19 protein-coding genes are annotated in these 19903 nt (G+C 60.4%); 17 read left to right on the top strand and 2 right to left on the bottom strand.

Annotated features, from left to right (window positions below):
- Window positions 1-2: 2 nt before the first annotated feature.
- The 4 genes from FIV03_RS28005 (at window position 3) to FIV03_RS27990 (ending at window position 4077) form a co-directional block, all read left to right on the top strand.
- On the top strand, window positions 3-998 hold the full coding sequence (locus FIV03_RS28005) for an ABC transporter ATP-binding protein (RefSeq protein ID WP_286202350.1): 996 nt from the start codon (window positions 3-5) through the stop codon (window positions 996-998).
- Window positions 995-1990, top strand: a complete 996-nt coding sequence (locus FIV03_RS28000) for an oligopeptide/dipeptide ABC transporter ATP-binding protein (RefSeq protein ID WP_152512136.1) — start codon at window positions 995-997, stop codon at window positions 1988-1990. The genes FIV03_RS28005 and FIV03_RS28000 overlap by 4 nt, the downstream gene beginning before the upstream one ends.
- Window positions 1983-3830 (top strand): aminopeptidase P family protein, encoded by a 1848-nt coding sequence (locus FIV03_RS27995; RefSeq protein WP_152512135.1) that lies wholly within the window; start codon window positions 1983-1985, stop codon window positions 3828-3830. The genes FIV03_RS28000 and FIV03_RS27995 overlap by 8 nt, the downstream gene beginning before the upstream one ends.
- 112 nt (window positions 3831-3942) lie before the next feature.
- Window positions 3943-4077, top strand: a complete 135-nt coding sequence (locus FIV03_RS27990; RefSeq protein WP_286202333.1) for a helix-turn-helix domain-containing protein — start codon at window positions 3943-3945, stop codon at window positions 4075-4077.
- 80 nt (window positions 4078-4157) lie between these two features.
- Here FIV03_RS27990 and FIV03_RS27985 read toward each other — a convergent pair whose 3' ends face one another.
- Together FIV03_RS27985 and hydA are read right to left on the bottom strand one after the other, a co-directional pair.
- Window positions 4158-4400 (bottom strand): WGR domain-containing protein, encoded by a 243-nt coding sequence (locus tag FIV03_RS27985; RefSeq protein ID WP_152512134.1) that lies wholly within the window; start codon window positions 4398-4400, stop codon window positions 4158-4160.
- Window positions 4401-4777: 377 nt separating this feature from the next.
- On the bottom strand, window positions 4778-6160 hold the full coding sequence (hydA, locus tag FIV03_RS27980; RefSeq protein ID WP_152512133.1) for a dihydropyrimidinase: 1383 nt from the start codon (window positions 6158-6160) through the stop codon (window positions 4778-4780).
- Between the two features lie 3 nt (window positions 6161-6163).
- Between hydA and FIV03_RS27975 the strand changes: the two genes are divergently transcribed.
- The 13 genes from FIV03_RS27975 (at window position 6164) to FIV03_RS27915 (ending at window position 19610) form a co-directional block, all read left to right on the top strand.
- Window positions 6164-6907, top strand: a complete 744-nt coding sequence (locus FIV03_RS27975; protein ID WP_286202332.1) for a GntR family transcriptional regulator — start codon at window positions 6164-6166, stop codon at window positions 6905-6907.
- A 126-nt stretch (window positions 6908-7033) separates the two neighbouring features.
- Window positions 7034-7423, top strand: a complete 390-nt coding sequence (locus FIV03_RS27970) for a VOC family protein (protein WP_286202331.1) — start codon at window positions 7034-7036, stop codon at window positions 7421-7423.
- A gap of 56 nt (window positions 7424-7479) precedes the next feature.
- Window positions 7480-9033 (top strand): ABC transporter substrate-binding protein, encoded by a 1554-nt coding sequence (locus tag FIV03_RS27965; protein WP_152512131.1) that lies wholly within the window; start codon window positions 7480-7482, stop codon window positions 9031-9033.
- A 64-nt stretch (window positions 9034-9097) separates the two neighbouring features.
- A complete protein-coding gene (locus FIV03_RS27960) occupies window positions 9098-10063 on the top strand; it encodes an ABC transporter permease (RefSeq protein WP_152512130.1) in 966 nt (321 codons plus the stop codon).
- 4 nt (window positions 10064-10067) lie between these two features.
- Entirely contained in the window at window positions 10068-10940 is an 873-nt protein-coding gene (locus tag FIV03_RS27955) for an ABC transporter permease (protein ID WP_055661077.1), read from the top strand.
- The gene (locus FIV03_RS27950) at window positions 10940-11929 is read left to right on the top strand and encodes an ABC transporter ATP-binding protein (RefSeq protein WP_152512129.1); all 990 of its coding nucleotides are present in this window, start codon (window positions 10940-10942) and stop codon (window positions 11927-11929) included. Before FIV03_RS27955 ends, FIV03_RS27950 begins: the two co-directional genes overlap by 1 nt.
- A complete protein-coding gene (locus FIV03_RS27945; RefSeq protein WP_152512128.1) occupies window positions 11926-12939 on the top strand; it encodes a dipeptide ABC transporter ATP-binding protein in 1014 nt (337 codons plus the stop codon). Before FIV03_RS27950 ends, FIV03_RS27945 begins: the two co-directional genes overlap by 4 nt.
- A complete protein-coding gene (locus FIV03_RS27940; protein ID WP_152512127.1) occupies window positions 12936-14387 on the top strand; it encodes an ABC transporter substrate-binding protein in 1452 nt (483 codons plus the stop codon). Before FIV03_RS27945 ends, FIV03_RS27940 begins: the two co-directional genes overlap by 4 nt.
- Window positions 14380-15819, top strand: a complete 1440-nt coding sequence (locus tag FIV03_RS27935) for an amidohydrolase family protein (RefSeq protein ID WP_152512126.1) — start codon at window positions 14380-14382, stop codon at window positions 15817-15819. Before FIV03_RS27940 ends, FIV03_RS27935 begins: the two co-directional genes overlap by 8 nt.
- Entirely contained in the window at window positions 15816-17240 is a 1425-nt protein-coding gene (locus FIV03_RS27930) for an amidohydrolase family protein (protein ID WP_152512125.1), read from the top strand. The genes FIV03_RS27935 and FIV03_RS27930 overlap by 4 nt, the downstream gene beginning before the upstream one ends.
- Entirely contained in the window at window positions 17237-17917 is a 681-nt protein-coding gene (locus FIV03_RS27925; protein WP_152512124.1) for an aspartate/glutamate racemase family protein, read from the top strand. Before FIV03_RS27930 ends, FIV03_RS27925 begins: the two co-directional genes overlap by 4 nt.
- Window positions 17914-18837, top strand: coding sequence for a dihydrodipicolinate synthase family protein (locus tag FIV03_RS27920; RefSeq protein WP_152512123.1), 924 nt, complete (start codon window positions 17914-17916; stop codon window positions 18835-18837). Before FIV03_RS27925 ends, FIV03_RS27920 begins: the two co-directional genes overlap by 4 nt.
- A complete protein-coding gene (locus tag FIV03_RS27915; RefSeq protein WP_152512122.1) occupies window positions 18837-19610 on the top strand; it encodes an SDR family oxidoreductase in 774 nt (257 codons plus the stop codon). Before FIV03_RS27920 ends, FIV03_RS27915 begins: the two co-directional genes overlap by 1 nt.
- Window positions 19611-19903 lie beyond the last annotated feature (293 nt).

Raw genomic sequence — 19903 nt, 5'->3', positions numbered from 1 at the left:
TCCTGACCTCTGTTCACACCCCCCTTCTGGAGGTGGAAAGCCTCTCAACCACCTTCAAGGCCGGTAGCCTGTCGATCCCAGCCGTCCGCGACGTCGGCTTCAAGCTCGGCAAGGGCGAAGTCCTCGGCCTTGTCGGCGAAAGCGGATCGGGCAAGAGCGTGACGCTGCGTTCGATCCTCGGCCTCACCCGGCGCTACGGCAGCACGACGGGCAAGGTTCAGTGGCGCGGCGACAATCTGGTCGAGCTGCCGGAGACAAAACTGCGGAAGATCCGCGGCGGCGAGATCGCGATGATCTTCCAGGAACCGATGACCTCGCTCAACCCGCTGCTGACGGTCGGACTTCAGATCGACGAGACCCTGAAGGCTCACACAAGGATGCCGGCAACCGAGCGCCGCAAGCGGGCCATCGAGATGCTGGATCTGGTCGGCATTCCGGCGGCCTCCTCACGGCTCCACGAATATCCGCACCAGTTTTCCGGCGGCATGCGCCAGCGGGTGATGATTGCGATTGCGCTCGCCGCCCGGCCGAAGCTGCTCCTGGCGGACGAACCAACCACGGCGCTCGACGTCACCATCCAGGCGCAGATCCTCGACCTGATCCTGTCGCTGGCGAAGGATTTCGACATGGGTGTCATCCTGGTGACCCACGATCTTGGTGTTGTCGCCCAGACCTGCGATCAGGTGGCGGTGATGTATGCCGGGCGGATCGTGGAGGAAGGCACGGTGCACTCCGTCCTGAAGACACCGCAGCATCCCTATACGGTCGGGTTGATGCGCTCGGTGCCGCAGGATGTCCCGCCGCGAACGCCGCTCTATTCGATCCCCGGAACGCCGCCGAGCCTTCTGGCGCTGCCTGAGGGCTGCGCCTTCGCACCGCGCTGCCCCAACCGGACGAAAGAATGCGAAGCAACCCGGCCGGAGCTTCTTCCGACCGGAAACGGCCGGGCGCTTGCCTGTTTCAACAGGATCGAAAAACGCGATGGAGCGGCGGCATGAGCGATACGGTTCTGGAAATTCGCGATGTCAGCCTGACCTTCAAGGGCAAGTGTGGCGTGCTTGACGTTGTCGCGGGGCGACCGCCGCGGGATGTCAACGCGCTGAACGGGGTTTCGCTTGAATTGCACCGGGGAGAAACCCTTGGCGTTGTCGGCGAATCCGGTTGCGGCAAGTCGACCCTCGCGCGCTGTATCGTGCGGCTTTACCAGCCGAAGAACGGCGAGATCCGGTTCAACGGCACGGATATTTTTGCAGCCGGAGTGCCGCGGGACCGGAGCTACAATCGCCGGGTTCAGATGATGTTCCAGGACCCCTATTCTTCGCTCAATCCCCGCATGACCACCGGGCAGATCCTGAAAGAAGCCCTGCTGGTGCACAGGATGTGCGGCGAGGCGGAGGTCCCGGCGCGACTGGAACGCCTTATGGATCTGGTGCAGCTGCCGCACGACGCGCTGGAGAAACTGCCGCATGAGTTCTCCGGCGGCCAGCGCCAGCGTATTGCCATCGCCCGGGCGCTTGCCGTCGAGCCGGAGGTGTTGATCGCCGACGAGCTGGTCTCCGCGCTTGATGTCTCCGTGCAGGCGCAGATCGTCAATCTGCTGCTGGAGCTGCAGGAACGTCTCGGCCTGACGATCCTGTTCGTCGCCCATGATCTGCGCCTGGTGCGCCACGTTTCCAACCGGGTCGCCGTCATTTATCTCGGCCGGATAGTCGAGATCGGTGACAGCGAGACCCTGTTCGCAAGGCCGATGCATCCCTACAGCCAGGCGCTGCTCAGCGCCGCGCCTTCGCTTGATCCGGACGACAAGGGCAGGAAAATCCATCTCGAAGGGGAATTGCCCTCGCCGATGGATATTCCTCCCGGCTGCCCGTTCCATGTCCGCTGCCGCCACATGACCCCGAAATGCACCACGGATTTGCCGTTGCTGCGTACCGTTGAGGGCCGCGGCTCGGTTGCCTGTCACCATGCCGAAGAGATCGAGAATGCCTGAAACGACCCGTGCCGTGATTGCCGGCCGTCTTACCGACCTGCGTGCGGAAATGTCTTCCCGCGGCCTGAACGCCCTGATCGTTCCGCGCTTCGATGCACATCAGGGCGAATATATCGCTCCACATGACATGCGCCTTGCCTTCGTTACCGGCTTCACCGGCTCGGCGGGTGTTGCCATCGTCACCGTGGACGGCGTGCGCCTCTTCGTCGATGGCCGCTATACGGTACAGGCGCAGAACCAGTGTCCGGCTGGGCTGATCGACCGGGATCATCTCCATGAGAGCCCGCCGGAAAGCTGGCTCGGCGTCGTGGCCGACCCCGGCTGGAGCATCGGCTATGACGCCATGCTGCTGCCTCCCGCCTGGGTGGCACGATTCGAGACTGCAGCAGCTCGCGCCGGGGCGAAGCTGATGCCGGTCGACTGCAATCCGGTCGATGCCGTCTGGCACGACCAGCCCGCGGAGCCCGCAGGCCTCATCAGCGCCTTTCCGATGCAGTTCGCGGGGCTCTCGGCGACCGAAAAGCGCGCCGGGCTGATCGCTGTTTTGGAGAAGGACGGTATCGATCTGCTGGTAGACTCCCAGCCGGACAACATTTGCTGGCTTCTAAACGTGCGCGGCGACGACGTTGCCTTCAATCCGATGCCGCTGTCGTTTTTTTTGCTGGAGCGTGAGGGTAAGGGGCACTGGTTTGTCAACGCGGACAATTTCGTGGGTGGTCTCAGAGATACGCTGCCCGGCTGGCTGACTGTGCATTCGAAAGACGCCTTTCTGAATGTACTGAACGAGAAATTACGCGCCGGCGCGAGAGTATTGGTTGACCCGGATTTCTCGCCGGCTGCCGTTAGTCAGGCCGTTATTGCGGCTAAGGCCGAGCCCGTGGCGCGGCGTAGCCCGATGACTTTGACCAAAGCGCGCAAGAACGGCGCCGAGCTTGAGGGCATCCGAGCATGCCATATTGAGGACGGTGTTGCCTGGGTCGAGTTTGGAGCCTGGCTGAAGAAAGCAGTCCCGAACAGGGCAGCAGCCGGCAATCCAGTGAGCGAGTATGAAGCAGAAAAAAGAATCCTGAATTGTCGCAAATCGCGTTCCAGCTTCCTGTCGGAGAGTTTTCAAACAATTTCTTGCGCCGGTGGTAACGCCGCTATGTGTCATTACTCAGCTGATCCGGTCGCATCTGCGCCGATCCTTCCTTCATCGTGTTATCTGATTGACAGTGGCGGTCAGTACGAGACCGGAACCACAGATGCCACACGTACTTTCACCTTTGGGACCTTACCGAAGGGCTACGCGGTAGCATATACCGCTGTATTCAAGGCATTCGTTGCGTTGGCGACACTACGATTCCCTAAAGGGACTCAAGGACACCATATCGATGCTATTGCCCGCCGTCCACTCTGGGACCTTGGACTTGATTACGATCACGGCACCGGCCACGGCATCGGTCATCGCCTTTCTGTACACGAACAGCCGCAGCGCATCGGCAAACCGCACAACCCGGTAGATCTTGCACATGGAATGATAATGTCCATCGAGCCAGGGCATTACGAGCCCGGTCATTATGGCATCCGCATTGAGAACCTGTTCGAGATCATCGAAGCCGAAGACGGGTTCCTAGAATTTGCTAACCTTACCTGGGTTCCAATACAGACGGAAGCACTGCGTCTAGATCGGCTGACTGCGGGCGAAATAGCTTGGCTGAACAGATATCATGAACAGGTGGAACAGGCACTTGGGCCGTATTGTACGGCGGACACAGCAAATTGGCTGCACGAAGCCTGCAGCCCCTTACCTTTGCAAACCGCTGAAGTCGCACTTCAAGTATCGCTCACACCACAATAAGAGCGATCGGAAGCGGTCCGGAAACAAACAGATACTTGTTTGACCGGGACAGCTTCCGAGCGGAACCTGCAGCACGCTCCACTTCCTCAGTACAAATTGTGACAGTACCCTGGTGACCATTCCCATGGCCCGCCAGGACCTGGGTGTCACCGCCGCCGCCGTCGACCGCATGATCCGCCAACTCGGCCCCGCGCTCCCCCGCGAGCTCACAGGCCGAGACAGATACAGGGCCTGGGGGATTCTGTGACGTCTGATTGAGTGATCTGCCCGAGGAAGCCCCCATGGAATAGGGGGCAGGGATCAGGGATCGGGCACAACGCCACCGCCTCATTCCGGGCGATACCCGCGCCTGTGCTTTTGTGCCGCCAGCTTCTGCTGATGGACCAGAGCCGATGACACATCCGCAAACAGATCAAGCCGCGTTCGACCCCAGGTGCCCAGGCGTCCCCATGTCCGGCGAACCGCAAACCCGCCGAAAAGGGTGGGTTCGACCGACAGGTGGTAGAACCGGTTCATGTTCCGGCCGGGATCCACGCGTCTGAGGAGAAGGAGATCGTCATCAGGTTCCATGACCGCAGTGTCGAAGATCTCCGAACAGCGGTCCAATGAATGATTGGAATCGATGCGAAGGAACGGATTCAAATGGATGATAAGTGGCTGGGAAGAACAGCACCAAAGGCGGAGACTTCTCAGCCGGATTCGGACGGATCCGTCGCAAACTTTTCATGGACCGATGTGGAGGTATCGACGTGTCGTTGATTTTTCGATGTTCTGGAGGCGTGCGATGGCAATTATAGTAGAGCTGCGCAAGGGCGACGCCGAGGGCGCCCGGTCCGCTATGCGCAGCCATGTCACCGATACAGCGCTGCGTGCAGGGTTCGAGATCGGCTGACCTGCCTCCCTGTTCTGTCTCTCTTTCCTGGCATCAAGCCTGTGCGGGCTTGCTCTTATCCCGGTGAACTCATATTGAGCCAGCGACCGCTTCCCGGTTGTGCCTCAAGCCGGCCGTCCCGAACGACGATTTCCCCCCGGCGCACGACCGTGTGCGGGAAGCCTCTCAGCTCCTGACCGGCAAAGGGATTGTAGCCGACATTGTCATGAAGGGCGTCGGGGAGCGTATGACACCGCTCCGGATCCCAGATCACGAGATCTGCGTCTTTTCCTGTGATCAGGTCGCCCTTCGTCTTCAGGCCGAATATACGTGCCGGGCCAGACGATGTCAGTTCGACGAACTGCGCGATGCCCTTTCGTCCATCGGAGACCATCGCATCGAACAGGAGCGGCAACCGAAGCTCCAGCCCGGGTTGCCCGTTGGCGATCTTGGGAAATGGCGCGTCGCGGCCGTGGCGGAACTTCCCGCTTTCGTCCATCCGGTATGGGGCATGGTCCGACGTCACGATTTCAAGCTCCCGGCCGAGGGCGACCCAGAGGGCGTCCTGGTCGGCTTGTGTCCGCTGCGGCGGGCTGCAGAGGAATTTGGCCCCGTCCGCGCGATCCAGAATGTCCTCCGTCTGGAAAAGATAATGCGTGCAGGTTTCCGCGTGAATGTTCACACCGCGTGCGCGCGCATTGCGCACGATTGCGATGCCTTCGATGGTTGAGATGTGGAAGATCATCACCCTTGCGCCGGTCAGTTCGGAAAACCGGCACATGCGCTCCACAGCCTCGATTTCGGCGAGGCGCGGGTGCGATGCTGCATGGTCTTTCGGTGCCGTGCGGCCTTCTGCAAGAAGCCGGGCTGTGGCTTCGCGGATCATGGCATCGTTTTCGGCGTGAACGCAGACAAGGGCTCCCATTTCTTTCGCCGTACGCAGTGTGGCGAGGATCTCCATGTCCTGCAGACGAACTTTGTCGTAAGTGGTGAAGATCTTGATGGAGCGATGCCCTTCGGAAATGGCCTGATTCAGATCTTCGATATTCTCACCGGAAGTGTCCGCAACGATCATGTGGAACGCGTAGTCGGTCATGGCTCCTGCAGCAGCCAGCGCACTATAGTCCGAAAGCACGTCGCGAATGCGCATGCCCGGATGTTGGGCCGCGAATGAAACAGTGCTGGTGGTGCCGCCGAAAAGCGCGGATCGCGTCGCAGTTTCAAAGGTGTCTGCGTTCATGATACCTGCGCCCGACATCTGTTCGATGTGGCAGTGTGTATCGACCCCTCCCGGCAGAACAATCTGTCCTTTTGCGTCGATTTCTTCTTTCCCTTTGGGTAGGTTGAGGCCGATTGCGGCGATCCGTCCATTCTGGACAGCAATGTCGCCTTCGGCGAGGTCTCGGGCATCGCCAAGGGTGCCATTTCGAATGACGAAATCGTAAGCGGGTGGGGTCATGCTATGCTCCTCTTTGCATTGCAGGATACTATTGGTATACCATGGATGCAAACTGGACGTGTCGCAGGCACTAGCAGGTGTGGGAAATCGATGTCTTTACAGCAGGGTGCAGAGCCGAACTTAACAGAAAACACGCTCGAGCGTCTGCGCAAGATGATCTTGAGGGGAGAGCTGGCGGCCGGAACGCACCTGCAGGAACGAGCGTTTGCGGAGCAGCTTGGAGTGTCCCGGACACCTTTGCGGGAAGCCATCACGCGTCTGATAACAGAAGGCCTCGTCACGCGCAGCACCCGGGGAACGCCGATGGTCTCGCGTATCTCGGTTTCCGAAATTGTCGAGATCCTGCATGTCCGCCGATTGCTCGAATGTGAAGCGGCGCGACAGGCGGCCAACGTCAATTCCTCACCGGAGGAATGGCTTCAATTCAAGGCGACGATCCAGAATTTCCTTAAAAACGATAGGCCTGACCGGGTGACGCATGCGGATTTCGATTTTGATCTGCATATGCATATTGCCCGGACTGCTGGATCGAAGCTGCTTATGGAATTGATCCAGGGGCTTAAACTGAAGACCCGAATTTACGACCAAGGCGAAATTCCCTCACGCTTCGAACCGGGTGCGCGTGAGCATCTGGAAATTATCGATGCGATCCTGGCGCGCGATCCGGAAGCGGCCGAAAACGCCATGCGCCGGCACATAGACAACGCACGAGAAGCGATCTTGGCGCATATTCACAGGCTCTCCTGATCCGAACCCCGATGACCTTCCCTTAGATCCGCGTGAGTTCGCTTGCGCGGATTTTCTGTGTGTTGACACTTGGAGTTCCGTTGGTATACCAATGGTTCCTGAAAGGATCTGAGGATGACATCTCGCTTGGATAGACCGGCCGCGCCGGAGTTGCAGATAACGTTCCTGTATTTCCATGACGTGCCGCGCGCGCAGGAGTTTTACGAGCGGGTGCTGGGCGCTCGTCTCGCCATCGATCAGGGCTGGTCGAAGATCTATGCCCTTGCCGGTGCGGCCCATGTCGGCCTCGTTGATGAAAGCCGTGGCGCGAAGCGGGCCAGTGAACACAAACCCGTTCAGCTGTGCTTGCGGGTGCCTGATGTCGATGCCTGGCATGCCTGGGCGAGCGCACAGAACGTCTCGAATCTGACGGCGCCGCGCGACAGTGCCCAGCTGGGGATCCGGGCGTTCGTGTTCGATGATCCCGAAGGTTACCAGATAGAAATTCAGTCCGTCCTGGAAACGACGACTGCATAACCAGAAGGGCGGCCAACGCCTGTCATCCCAACATAATCCAGAGGGAGACATTTCACATGTCCAGAATAGCTACAGTGCTTCGTGCGCTGACGGCATCGGTTTGCCTGTCGGCTCTTACTACAGGGGCGGCGCTGGCTGAGAAAAGCCTGACGATCGGCCTCACGGCGGATGCGACGCACCTGGATCCGCAGGCAGGCGAGGAGCTGTCCTCCAATATCATGTACTACCATATCTACGATCCGCTGGTCCGTAGATCGCCTGACCTGACCTTCGAGCCAGGTCTGGCCGAAAGCTGGGAGCTGATTGACGACACGACATGGCACTTCAAGCTTCGCGATGGCGTCAAGTTTCATGACGGCGATGTACTGAAGGCATCCGACGTCGTGTTCACGCTCAACCGGCTCAAGGAATCGCTGATGTTGAACCTTGCAGCCAACATCGAAAGCTTCCGCGCCGTTGACGACCGGACGGTCGAGATCAAGACCCCGGCGCCCTATGCCGCTCTCCCGAATGATCTTGCGGCTATCCTGATCCTGTCGGAAGACCACGTGAACAAGGTCGGCAACGACGGGCTTGAGAAGAACCCGATGGGGACGGGGCCTTACAAGCTGGTCGACTGGGTGCGTGAGGACAAGATCGAGCTGGAGGCCTTTGACGACTACTACCTCGGCGAAGCCGGAATCGAGAATGTTACCTTCCGCCCCATTACCAACCCGGCGACCCGCACGGCCGCGCTTTTGACCGGTGAAGTCGACATCGTTCAGGATCTGGCGGTTCGCGACGTGGATCGGGTCAAGAACGAAGGTGGGTTCGAGGTCGTCACGCGTCCGTCGTTGCTGAACCTCGTCCTTGCGCTCGACATGCGCTCGGAAAGCCCGACCATCGAAGGCGATAACCCGATGGTCGACCGCCGGGTGCGGGAAGCTATGGCACGTGCGATCGATGTGAGCGCCATTCAGCGGGCCATCATGGGCGGATTGTCGACACCTTCCGACCAGTATGTCCCGGCCAGCCATGTCGGATATGTCGAAGGAATGAGTTTCCGGGACATGTACCCCTATGACATTGAAAAGGCGAAGGAACTCATGGCGGAAGCCGGTGTCGATGGCTTCACGCTGACGCTAGACGCAACCAACAACCGCTATGTGAACGACGCGCAGATCGCGCAGGCACTGGCCGGCATGCTGGCCAAGATCGGCATCACCGTCGAACTCAACGTGATGCCGAAGTCCAACTTTTGGGGTTACATCCGCGTACCAACCCCGAATTCCAGCTTCATCATGTCCGGTTGGGATGTTCCCTCCGGAGATGCCGGCCCGATGTACGGTGCACTGTTCTACAGCCGTGACAAGCGCGAAGGCTATGGCCAGGTCAACCGTGGCAGCTACTCCAACGCCGACGTCGACGCCCTCATCGACAAGGCGGACAGCACAGCAAAAGTGGAAGAACGGGATGCCTATCTTCAGGACGCAACCAAAATCCTCCTGAATGACATCCCGATGATCCCGGTTCACTACGAGCAGGACATCTACGGGTCTCGTGACGGCGTCAAGTTCACGCCGCGCACCGACAAGTTCCTGTGGGCCTACGACATGGACGTGGCCGAATAACGCGCAGCTGCGGGGCGCTGCCGGCGTCCCGCAACTCTTGTGGTGAACGGGGGAGAACAGCCAGGTGCTGGGCTATATAATCAAGCGGCTTATCCAGATGACCATCGTGCTCTGGGCCGTATCGGTCATCGTCTTTCTGATGATGAGCTTTACCGGTGATCCGGTCTTCATGGTCGTTCCGATCGACGCGACCGATGCCGAAATCGCGCAAGCCCGGCGTATCCTGGGTCTCGACCGGTCGTTACCGGAGCAATATCTGATTTTCGTCAAGAACATGCTGCAGGGTGATTTCGGCCGCTCCTACGTGTTCCGGGAACCAGCCCTCGATCTCATCCTGGAACGACTGCCTGCCACGTTGGAACTCGTTCTGGTGGCGATGGCGATGTCTGCTCTGGTGGCCATACCGCTCGGCGTTTATGCCGGCGCCAATCCGAAGACCTTCTCATGCCGCTCGATCATGTCCGGTTCGCTTCTGGGCATTTCCCTGCCGAGTTTCTGGGTCGGCATGATGCTTATCTTCCTGTTTGCCGTGAAGTGGCGGATCTTTCCGTCGTCCGGGCGCGGCGAGACCGAAGCCTTCCTGGGGGTGCAGTGGTCGATCCTGACTGCCGATGGCTGGAGCCATGTCATCCTGCCGGCCCTGACCTTGTCTCTCGCAACCATGGCAATGCTGCTTCGCATCACCCGTGCGGGCATGATGGAGGTTACCCGACAGGACTACATGAAATTTGCCAGAGCCAAAGGCGTCTCACGGCGCGGTGTCCTTTTCGGTCATGGATTGCGCAACGCGCTTATTCCCGTCGTGACCATCTTCGGGCTGCAGCTCGGCGATCTGATTGCCTTTGCAACGATCACGGAAACCATCTTCGCCTGGCCCGGTCTCGGCAAACTGCTGATCGATTCCATCTACCGCGCAGACCGTCCGGTGATCGTCGTCTACCTGATGCTGGTGGCGCTGATCTTCGTGGTGATCAATCTGGTCGTCGACATCGTCTATACGTTGATCGACCCCCGCATCACGGTGAAATGACATGATGACGGCGTTCTTCTCTTCCGAGTTCTTTGCAAACTATCGCCGAAACGGATCTGCCATCGCGGGCAGTATCATCCTGGTGTTCTTTGCAATCATCGTCCTGGCGGGTCCGCTGCTGGTCTCCCAGGACCCCTACGACATTGCGTCTCTCGACCTGATGGACAGCTACAAGCCTCCTGCATGGCTGGAGGGAGGTGACCCGCGCTTTCTCCTCGGTACCGACGGGCAGGGGCGGGACGTTCTGGCCGCCATTTTCTACGGCACCAGAATTTCGGTCATGATCGGTGTGACCGCGATGGTGTGCTCGCTCCTGCTGGGCACCTTTGTTGGTCTGCTGGCAGGTTATTTCGGCGGCCGGATCGACGCGTTCATCATGCGCATCGCCGACATCCAGCTTTCCTTTCCCTCCATGCTAATCGCCCTTTTCCTGATGTCTGCTTTCGGAACCGGCATCGACAAGGTTCTGATTGCGCTGACGGCGGTCGGCTGGGTTGTCTACGCCCGAACCGTTCGCGGCCAGACCCTTTCCGAGGTGGGTCGCGAATACGTGCAGGCGGCCCGCGTGTCCGGCCTGCGGGACGGGAAAATCATCCGCCGGCATATCCTGCCGAACGTGACGACACCGCTGATTGTCGTGGCGACCGTTCAGGTGGGCACCTTCATTCTGATCGAGGCCAGTCTGTCGTTCCTCGGGGTCGGTGTGCCGATTACCCAACCCTCGCTCGGACTGCTGATCAAAAACGGCTTCGATGTCCTGTTTTCCGGACTCTGGTGGGTCTCCGTCTTTCCGGGGCTGTTCATCATGGCTCTTGTCTTCGGGATCAACCTGTTCGGCGATTTCCTGCGCGATGAACTCAATCCGAGGCTGAAGTGATGCAGTCCAAGTCAGAAAGCCTTCTGCAGGTCGAAGATCTGCGCACCCACTTCCATACATTCGCTGGAACCGTCAGGGCGGTGGACGGGGTCAGCTTCGAAATCGGCAAAGGCGAAATCATGGGTCTTGTCGGCGAATCCGGTGGTGGCAAATCGGTTGTCGGGTTTTCCGTGCTCGGCCTCATCGATCCGCCTGGCCGGATCGAGAGCGGCCGGATCTTGTTTGACGGAGAAGACATAGCGGGCGCTTCGGAAGACCGGCTACGCAAGATCAGGGGCAAGGAGATTGCCATGATCTTCCAGGACCCGATGACGTCGCTCAATCCGGTGCAGACCATCGGCCGGCAGATGGACGAGATGCTGCGTCTGCATACCGATCTCGACAAGAAGGCGCGGCGCGCACGCTGCATCCAGATGCTCGAAGATGTCGGTATCAGCCAGGCGGCCGACCGCCTGTCCTCTTATCCGCATCAGTTTTCCGGCGGCATGCGCCAACGTGTGGTGATTGCCATCGCCATGCTGGCCGAACCGCGCCTGATCGTGGCCGATGAACCGACGACGGCGCTCGACGTGACCATCCAGGCGCAGATCCTGAAGCTGATCAACAGGCAGGTGCGCGAGCATGGCGCGTCCATGGTTCTTGTGACCCATGATCTGGCCGTTGTCGCGGAAATGGCGGACCACGTGACCGTGCTCTATTGCGGCAAGGTGGTGGAGCGCGGCCCGACGCGCGAGGTCATCGACGACCCGCGTCATCCCTATACGGCCGGGCTGATTGCCTCGATCCCGGATCCGTCCGAACGCAAACATCGCCTGGATCAGATCCCCGGCGCGGTGCCCGACATTCGCAAGCTGCCGAAGGGCTGCAATTTCCAGGCCCGTTGTCCAAGAGCCCAGGCGCTGTGCTCCGAGGTCGAGCCCGCATTGTCCCGGCAGGGCGAGGGGCGTCTGGCGGCCTGCCATTTTCCCGTTGAAGGAGACCCGGCATGACGGCGATGCTTGAAGTCGATAAACTCGAACAGCGGTTCAATATCGGCGGTGGTTTCCTGGATCGGCTGAAATTCGAAAAGGGCCGTCTGCGCGCGCCCAGGCGTGTCGTGCGGGCCGTCAACGGTGTTTCCTTCAAGGTCAAGGAAGGCGAGGTGCTTGCGCTTGTGGGCGAGTCAGGATGCGGCAAGTCGACGGTCGCCAAAACCATTGCGCGGATCCACAATCCCACGGGCGGCAGCGTCCGCATTCAAGGTGAGGAAATACAGGACCTGACACCGCGGCAGCTGCTTCCGGTTCGATCCAAGATGCAGATGATCTTTCAGGATCCCTATGCCTCCTTGAACCCGCGCCAGAAGGTGCGTGACATTGTGGCGGAACCGCTGGCCGAACAGACGGGTAGTTGGTCGCAGGCACATGAGAAGACCGAAGCCCTGCTAGCGCGTGTCGGCCTGAGTGCCGAGCAGGGCGGACGGTATCCGCACCAGTTTTCCGGTGGCCAGCGTCAGCGCATCGGCATCGCTCGGGCGCTGTCGGTCAATCCCAAGCTGATCATCGCGGATGAGCCGGTCTCGGCCCTTGATGTGTCGATCCAGGCGCAGATCCTCAACCTGATGATGGATCTGCGAGACGAATTCGGTCTTGCGTATCTCTTCATCAGCCATGACCTCAGCGTTGTGCATCACATCGCCGACAGGGTTGCGGTCATGTATCTGGGCTCGATCGTCGAAACCGCGCCACGCGACAGGATCTTCGCCAAACCGCGCCATCCTTATACGCGCGCGCTGCTGTCAGCTGCGCCCTCTCTCGACCCAAAGAAAAAGCCGAAGCAGCTTGAGCTGAGCGGCGAAGTTCCCTCGGCGCTGAACCTGCCGTCGGGATGCTGTTTTCACACCAGATGTCCATTCGCCTGGGAGCGCTGTGCGGCTGAGCGTCCAGTGTTGCAGGACACAGGAGGCGGCCAGGAGGTTGCTTGCCATCTCTTGGACGAGCCTCAGCGGGAGATCGCATGAGCATTCGTATTCTTCAGCCGCGCATCATGCTCGGTGATCCGCATGACTGTACCGACGCAGCCGATGAATTGTGCGTGCAGGGCGCGATCTACGACACGTTGATACGCAGAGAGGGGACGCGTTTCGTCCCCGCGCTCGCCGAGGCCTGGACCGTTGCAGACGAAGGGCGAACCTGGCGTTTTTCCATTCGCCCGGGGGTGGTTTTTCACGACGGGTCACCCTGCGATGCGAAGGCCCTTCAGGCTTCTCTGGAACGGATGGCTCGGGCGGACAAGGGCTACACCCTCGGCTCTCCCGCTGTCTGGAGGCAATATCTCGGCGGGGCAGACTATCAGTCCGACGGCCTTGATCTGACCATCCATCTGGCTGAACCGATGGCCGATTTCGCAGACGTGCTGGTGCAGGGTTTGATCGTTGCTCCAAGTGCCTTCGAGGCTCTGGATAAGGGTGAGGCGATGGCACATTGCGGCACCGGCCCGTACAAGTTGGTGGCGCGAGACGACGACAGTATTCAGGTATCCGCATCCGGTGTTGCGCACTGGCCGCGCCCGGCCAACAACGAACTGACATGGGTGCGCGAACCGGATGCAGGAAAGCGCCTGTGCGCGGTTGCCGAAGGTCACGCCCAGGTCGCGGCCAACGTCGATCCAGCGGCGGTGACAACGCCAGACATGACGGTGCTGCGGTACCGTGCACCTGTCGCAATCATCTATCTTCTGAACGCGGCGAAAGGGCCGCTTCGCGATGCCCGGGTCCGCAAGGCGCTGACACTCGCCGTGGACCGGGAGGCCATTGTCCGAGACGTGCTCGACGGCAAAGGCGAACCGCTGTGTGGGTTTGTCAGCCCTGCCCATTTTGGTGCCGGCGTAGGAGCCGAAAACGGGGACGGTATTTCCTATGATCCGGAGGCAGCCCGGCAGCTTCTTGCAGAGGCGGGGCATGCCGGTGGCCTGACCCTTGACGTCGATTGCCCGACCCGGCTTCCCGATGAAGCGGAGCGCTTGACAGAGGTGCTTGCCCGCCAACTGGCTTTGGTTGGCGTGACGTTAAAGGTGCATATTCACGAAGAACGCGAAGAATACGCCCATATGGTGCGCCGAAAGGACATACGGGATCTTTGCGTCTTCGACTCCAGTCCGATGTCAACGTTCCGGGTTCTTTTCGAAAAGATCGACAGCCGGGTCGCCGGAGCATGGTGGCAAGGGTATCGCAACGAGAACGTTGAAGCCTTGATCGACAAAGGCCGGAGAACTGTCGACACGCAGGAGCGCGAGGCGCTTTACCGCGACTCCTATCACTTGCTGCAGCAGGATCCGCCCTGGCTGACGCTCTACAATCCCATGCGAGCCATTGCTTTTGCCGGAGATCATCCCGGGGTTTCCATGCCTGTTGACGGGGTGCCGGACATGCGTGGCCTGCCCAAATTCGAAGGGACACAAAATGGCTGATCTCCTGATCGTCGGCGGCACCATCATCCCCATGGATCCGGACCGCCGCATCATCGAAGATGGTGCGATTGCGATTGAAGACGGCCGGATACTGGCGGTTGGCCCATCGTCTGAAATCCTTAAGGATCATGATGCGCCTCGGCGAATTGACGGCACCGGCAAGGCCATCATTCCGGGTCTTGTCGACGTTCACGCCCATGCCGGGCATGCGCTTATCAAGACCATGTTCATGCATGACGGCGACGCGTGGGAAGCGCTCTGCGGTGAAGTCTATACCACCGGTTCGACACCGGAATTCTGGAAGGCGGAAGCAAGCCTTGCCGCATTGGAGCGCATCAGGTTCGGCGTGACCTGCGGTGTGTCGCTGCTTGGCGGCGGCGACACCATCATGCGCACGGACGATCCCGTTTACGGCGATGCGCATATGGACGGGGTGCGGGCCCTTGGCGGACGCACAGTCATGGCGGTGGGCCCAACGCGCGCGCCGCATCCGCGGACCTATGCCGATGGCGGTAAATCTCCACGCAAGGTCGACTTCCAAACCCAGCTCTCCACATGCCTGGATCTTCTTGGACGCTGGCACGGCCAGGACGAAGGCCGTCTGAATATTGCTCTGCTCTATCCGGTGCTGCGTGACGAGCATGAAGACACCATGTCCGCAAACGACTATGACGCGGCCTGTACCCAGGCGCGCCGTCTTGCGGAGGAAGCGCGGGCTGCGCAAGTGGTGTTTACCCAGGATGGCCACCAGGGCGGGTCTATTCGCAGGGCAGAAAAGCTGGGCCTTCTGGGGCCGAACGCGCTTCTGTCCCATGCCATCAATCTGCATGATGACGAAATCGATATCTGTGCGCAGACCGGCACAAGGATCGCCCACAATCCATCCGCGGTTGCTTCGATCAACGGCTATTGTCCGGCAATCGAGCTGATGGACAGGGGCGTAACGGTTGCGCTCGGTTCGGACGCAACGGCGCCGGACAGGTCGGTCGACATGTTCCGCCACATGCAGCAGGCCATGCATTATCACCGCCGGCACTATCGCAACCCGGGGATATTGCCACCGGGCCGGACGCTGGAGATGGCGACCATCGAGGGAGCGCGCGCACTTGGCATGGACCGGACCATCGGCTCGCTTGAGCCGGACAAAGACGCGGATATCGTTCTGGTCGACATGATGCGACCCCACCTTTATCCACCCAACATGACGGCGCACCGCCTGGTCTGTTTCGCCAACGGCAACGATGTCGATACGGTTCTGGTTCGCGGGGATGTTGTTCTGGAAGGCGGCAAGGCAAAGAAGGCCAGCGAAGAGGCTATCCTGCGGGAGGCCGCACTGGAGAGCGAACGCATGATCGAGCGGACGGGTAGCGCGGCTGGCCTGGAGGTGCCTGAAAACTTCTGGAACGCACAGCGGTACGGGAGCCGCGCATGAGCGTTACCGTTATCCGCCGCGCGTCCTGGGTCATCCACTGGGAGGGCGGTAGGCATGTTTATTCGCGCGACATCGATGTGGCCTTCGATCACGACGGCATTTTGCATGTGGGACCGGATTGGCAGGGCCAGGCCGATCAGGAGGTAGACGGGCGAAACTGGCTGGTCATGCCCGGTCTGGTGAACATCCATTGCCATTCCGGAGATGAACCGCTTGCAAAGGGCCTGTTCGACGATGTCGGCACGCCCGAACTCTGGGGCAACGCGCTTTACGAGTTTTCGACACTGATCGACTCCGATGCGGATGCCAAAGCAGCCTGCCAAACCCTGATGCTGTCGGAGTTGCTGAAGTCCGGTGTCACCTCGTGTCTGGACATTGCAGGCGACCACGAACACTGGCTGGGTGTCGCTACGCAAAGTGGCATGCGGGTCTGGCTTGCCCCCGGTTTCCGACAGGCCAGATGGCGGCTCAGCCCGCAAAAGGCTCTTGAATACGACTGGAACGAGGCTGCGGGCGAAGCGGCAAGAGAAGCAGCCTTATCGGTTCTCGACCGGGTTGCCGCCGACACGACAGGTCGGCTGACCGGGGTGGTTGCCCCCTCCCAGATCGATACCTGCCATCCCGATTTTCTAGCCGCTGCACTGGATGACGCAAGATCGCGCAAGGTGCCGATGACCGTTCATGCGGCGCAGACCATGGCGGAAGTGACCGAACTTCATCGCCGGCACGGCAAGGGCGCGGTCGCGCTGTTGAAGGACATCGGCGTTCTCGGGCCGGAGGTGATCCTGGGGCACGGCATTTGCCTGGATCACCATCCGTTGACGCGCGAGCGAACGGCCATGGACCTCGAAACACTGGCAACGAGCGGGACGAATGTCGCCCATTGTCCGGTGACCTTCGCCCGGTCCGGCCAGGGCATGGAGAGCCTCGGTCGCTACCTGCGCGCGGGCGTTAACGTCGGCATCGGGACGGACACCATTCCCTTCAACATGCTGGAGGAGATGCGTGAAGCGATTGTCCAGTCCCGTTGCCGGTCGGGGGATTTTGCCGACATCGACACGGCGGCAATCTTTCATGCGGCGACCGTTCGCGGCGCGCAGGCATTGGGGCGGCCTGATCTTGGTCGGCTGTTCCCCGGTGCCCGGTCCGATGTGGTCTGCGTGGATCTGACCGCGCCATCGATGCGTCCCGTGCACGATCCTCTGCGCAGCCTGATCTATGCGGCCGCCGAACGGGCTGTTCGCGATGTCTGGGTTGCCGGGCGCAAGGTGCTGGCAGAAGGCAAGGCGCTGGGGCTTGATACGGACGGAGCTCTTGCAGAAATCGATGCCGCCCAGGCGCGGGCCATCAAGGTTGCGGAAAGCGCGCGTGGTCAGGCGTTCAGCGTCATCGCACCGCGCAGTCTGGAGATGCCGGAATGACCATACACATCATCAATCCGAACAGCTCGGCGCATGTGACGGCCCATATGGCGGAAGCGATTGCGCCGATCGCGGCAATGTCGCCGGTCGCGCTGGCCTGCCACACTCTGAGCGATGGCCCGCCAGGCATTGAAACGCAGGCCCATGTCGACGGTGTGATCCAGCCGCTTCTGGCCTTTTCGGACACGCTCAAGGACGAGGCCTCTGCCTTCGTCGTTGCCTGCTTTTCCGATCCGGGCCTTGCCGCGATGCGAGAAGCCCATGACGTGCCGGTGCTTGGTATCGCCGAAAGCGCCTACATGCAGGCAATGCTGATGGGCCAGCGTTTCGGCATTCTGTCGCTCGGCAGGGCGTCCATCCAAAGACATATCCGTTACCTGGGCGCCCTGGGGATTTCAGACCGGCTGGCTGCGGATCTGCCGCTTGGGCTGGGCGTGCTGGAACTGGCCGATGAAGAGCGGACGCTGGAGCGGCTGGGCGAAGTCGGCACCACCCTGCGCGACCGGTTCGGGGCGGATGTTCTCATCACCGGTTGCGCGGGCATGGCGCAATACCGGGCACGACTGGAAAACATGACGGGCCTGCCAGTCGTCGATCCGTGTCAGGCCGCGGCTGCCGCTGCCATCGGCCAGGTGATGCTTTCGGCCTGCAACAATAAAAGGGAGAAACGGGTATGACCCGACTGACGGAAGAGGCGCGGGGCGTCTATGTGATTGCCGTGACGCCGTTTGCGGAAGACGGCGCGCTGGACCTGCAAAGCATCGACAAAATGGTGGACTTCTATCTTGAGGCCGGCGCCACTGGTCTGACAGCGCTTGGCATGATGGGCGAGGCGCCCAAGCTCACAGGCGCGGAATCCCTTCAGGTCGTCAAGCGGATCCTGGCGCGGCTGGGTGGCCGCATACCGATGGTCGTCGGTGTGTCAGCACCCGGCTTTGCACAGATGGCCGAACTCACCAGGGCTTCCATGGATCTTGGCGCAGGCGGTGTCATGATCGCCCCGCCGGGCAGCCTCAAGACCGACGAGCAAGTCGTCAATTATTATCGGCAGGCGGCAGAGTTCATCGGCAACGTACCTTTCGTGCTTCAGGATTTCCCGCTTGCGACCGGCGTTCACATTCCCGTTTCGGCAATTGCCAGGATTGTGGAAGAGGTGCCGACCTGCGTCTGCCTGAAGCACGAAGACTGGCCGGGGCTGGAAAAAATCACCGCCCTGCGCGCAGCGGGGACGTTGAATCGCCGGATTTCAATCCTGTGTGGCAATGGCGGAGTGTTTCTGCCGGAAGAAATGGATCGGGGCGCTGATGGCGCAATGACCGGTTTCTGCTATCCGGAAATGATGCGCGATATCGTCCACCACTGTTCGAAGGGCGAGGGCGACCGTGCGCGCGATCTCTTCAATGCCTATCTGCCCCTGGCCCGCTATGAACAGCAGCCCGGGCTTGGGTTGGCCGTGCGCAAATACGTGCTGGCCAAACGCGGCGTGATTGCCAGTGCCGCATTGCGGCGGCCGGGCGCAGGCCTGACACAGGCGGCGCAACGGGAAGTGGATATGCTGCTTGCGCGGCAGGAACAACGTTTGAAGGAGCTTGACTGATGGATCTGGGGATCAAGGGAAAACGCGCGCTGGCGCTCGGGGCAAGCCGCGGCCTTGGCGCTGCAATTGCCAAAAGCCTTGCAGCGGAGGGAGCCGAGGTCATCGCGGCAGCGCGCAATGAAGGTGCAATTGCCGATTGGGCGAAGGACGCCGAAGGTTCGATTACCGCCCGGAAACTCGATGTGTCGGATGCGGATGCTATTGACCGGTTTCTCGATACGCTTCTGGCGGAAGGCCCCATCGACATTCTGGTCAATAATGCCGGCGGACCGCCTCCCGGGAAGGCGACGGATCCGGCAAGGAGCGACTGGACGGCGCATTTCGAAACCATGGTGGCCAACCTGATCCATATCGCCAACCGCTGCCTGCCGGGCATGGAAAAGGCGGGCTGGGGACGGATCGTGACAATCTCGTCTTCCGGCGTTGAACAGCCGATCCCCAATCTGGCGCTTTCCAATGGTTTGAGGGCCGCTCTGGTCGGGTGGTCGAAGACGCTTTCAAGCGAAGTCGCATCCAAGGGCATCACGGTCAACATTGCAATGCCGGGCCGTATCCACACGGCACGTGTAGACGAGCTGGACGCAGCCGCCGCCAAACGTCTCGGCAAACCGGTGGATGAGGTTGCGGCACAGTCTGCTGCCGGAATTCCTGCTGGCCGCTATGGCCGCCCGGACGAATTCGCCGACGTCGTGACCTTCCTGTGCTCGGCGCGCGCGTCCTATGTTACCGGAAGCAAGATCCGCATAGACGGTGGCAGCATCCGGTCAATATAGGCGTCAGCCCCTTAAAATGAGTATGCAAATCAGTTGAAGTCTGTTTCAAGCTCCAAAGCAGGAGTCTGGTCATGTCCGACGGTTGGTTCTGTCGCGAAGATTTGCCCAGAACGAGAAGCGGCCATTGCATTTCTCGGATCAGACGGCGAAGTTCGCAAAGACCGCTAATCGTAACCCGCAAATATTTTTGCGACAGAAACGTGTCGAAGATCTCCGATCAGTGGTCCAATGAATGATTGGAATTGATGCCTACGGACGGCTTCATATCGATGATCAGTGGCTGGGAAGAACAC

The sequence above is a fragment of the Labrenzia sp. THAF187b genome (assembly GCF_009363375.1).
Classification (GTDB): Bacteria; Pseudomonadota; Alphaproteobacteria; order Rhizobiales; family Stappiaceae; genus Roseibium; species Roseibium algicola.
This window is presented reverse-complemented; position numbering and strand designations above follow the sequence as displayed.

Coding starts and splice junctions, on each gene's coding strand:
- FIV03_RS28000 (WP_152512136.1), top strand. CDS start 995: ATGAGCGATACGGTTCTGGAAATTCGCGATGTCAGCCTGACCTTCAAG.
- FIV03_RS27995 (WP_152512135.1), top strand. CDS start 1,983: ATGCCTGAAACGACCCGTGCCGTGATTGCCGGCCGTCTTACCGACCTG.
- FIV03_RS27985 (WP_152512134.1), bottom strand. CDS start 4,400: ATGGAACCTGATGACGATCTCCTTCTCCTCAGACGCGTGGATCCCGGC.
- hydA (WP_152512133.1), bottom strand. CDS start 6,160: ATGACCCCACCCGCTTACGATTTCGTCATTCGAAATGGCACCCTTGGC.
- FIV03_RS27975 (WP_286202332.1), top strand. CDS start 6,164: ATGCTCCTCTTTGCATTGCAGGATACTATTGGTATACCATGGATGCAA.
- FIV03_RS27965 (WP_152512131.1), top strand. CDS start 7,480: ATGTCCAGAATAGCTACAGTGCTTCGTGCGCTGACGGCATCGGTTTGC.
- FIV03_RS27955 (WP_055661077.1), top strand. CDS start 10,068: ATGACGGCGTTCTTCTCTTCCGAGTTCTTTGCAAACTATCGCCGAAAC.
- FIV03_RS27950 (WP_152512129.1), top strand. CDS start 10,940: ATGCAGTCCAAGTCAGAAAGCCTTCTGCAGGTCGAAGATCTGCGCACC.
- FIV03_RS27945 (WP_152512128.1), top strand. CDS start 11,926: ATGACGGCGATGCTTGAAGTCGATAAACTCGAACAGCGGTTCAATATC.
- FIV03_RS27940 (WP_152512127.1), top strand. CDS start 12,936: ATGAGCATTCGTATTCTTCAGCCGCGCATCATGCTCGGTGATCCGCAT.
- FIV03_RS27935 (WP_152512126.1), top strand. CDS start 14,380: ATGGCTGATCTCCTGATCGTCGGCGGCACCATCATCCCCATGGATCCG.
- FIV03_RS27930 (WP_152512125.1), top strand. CDS start 15,816: ATGAGCGTTACCGTTATCCGCCGCGCGTCCTGGGTCATCCACTGGGAG.
- FIV03_RS27925 (WP_152512124.1), top strand. CDS start 17,237: ATGACCATACACATCATCAATCCGAACAGCTCGGCGCATGTGACGGCC.
- FIV03_RS27920 (WP_152512123.1), top strand. CDS start 17,914: ATGACCCGACTGACGGAAGAGGCGCGGGGCGTCTATGTGATTGCCGTG.
- FIV03_RS27915 (WP_152512122.1), top strand. CDS start 18,837: ATGGATCTGGGGATCAAGGGAAAACGCGCGCTGGCGCTCGGGGCAAGC.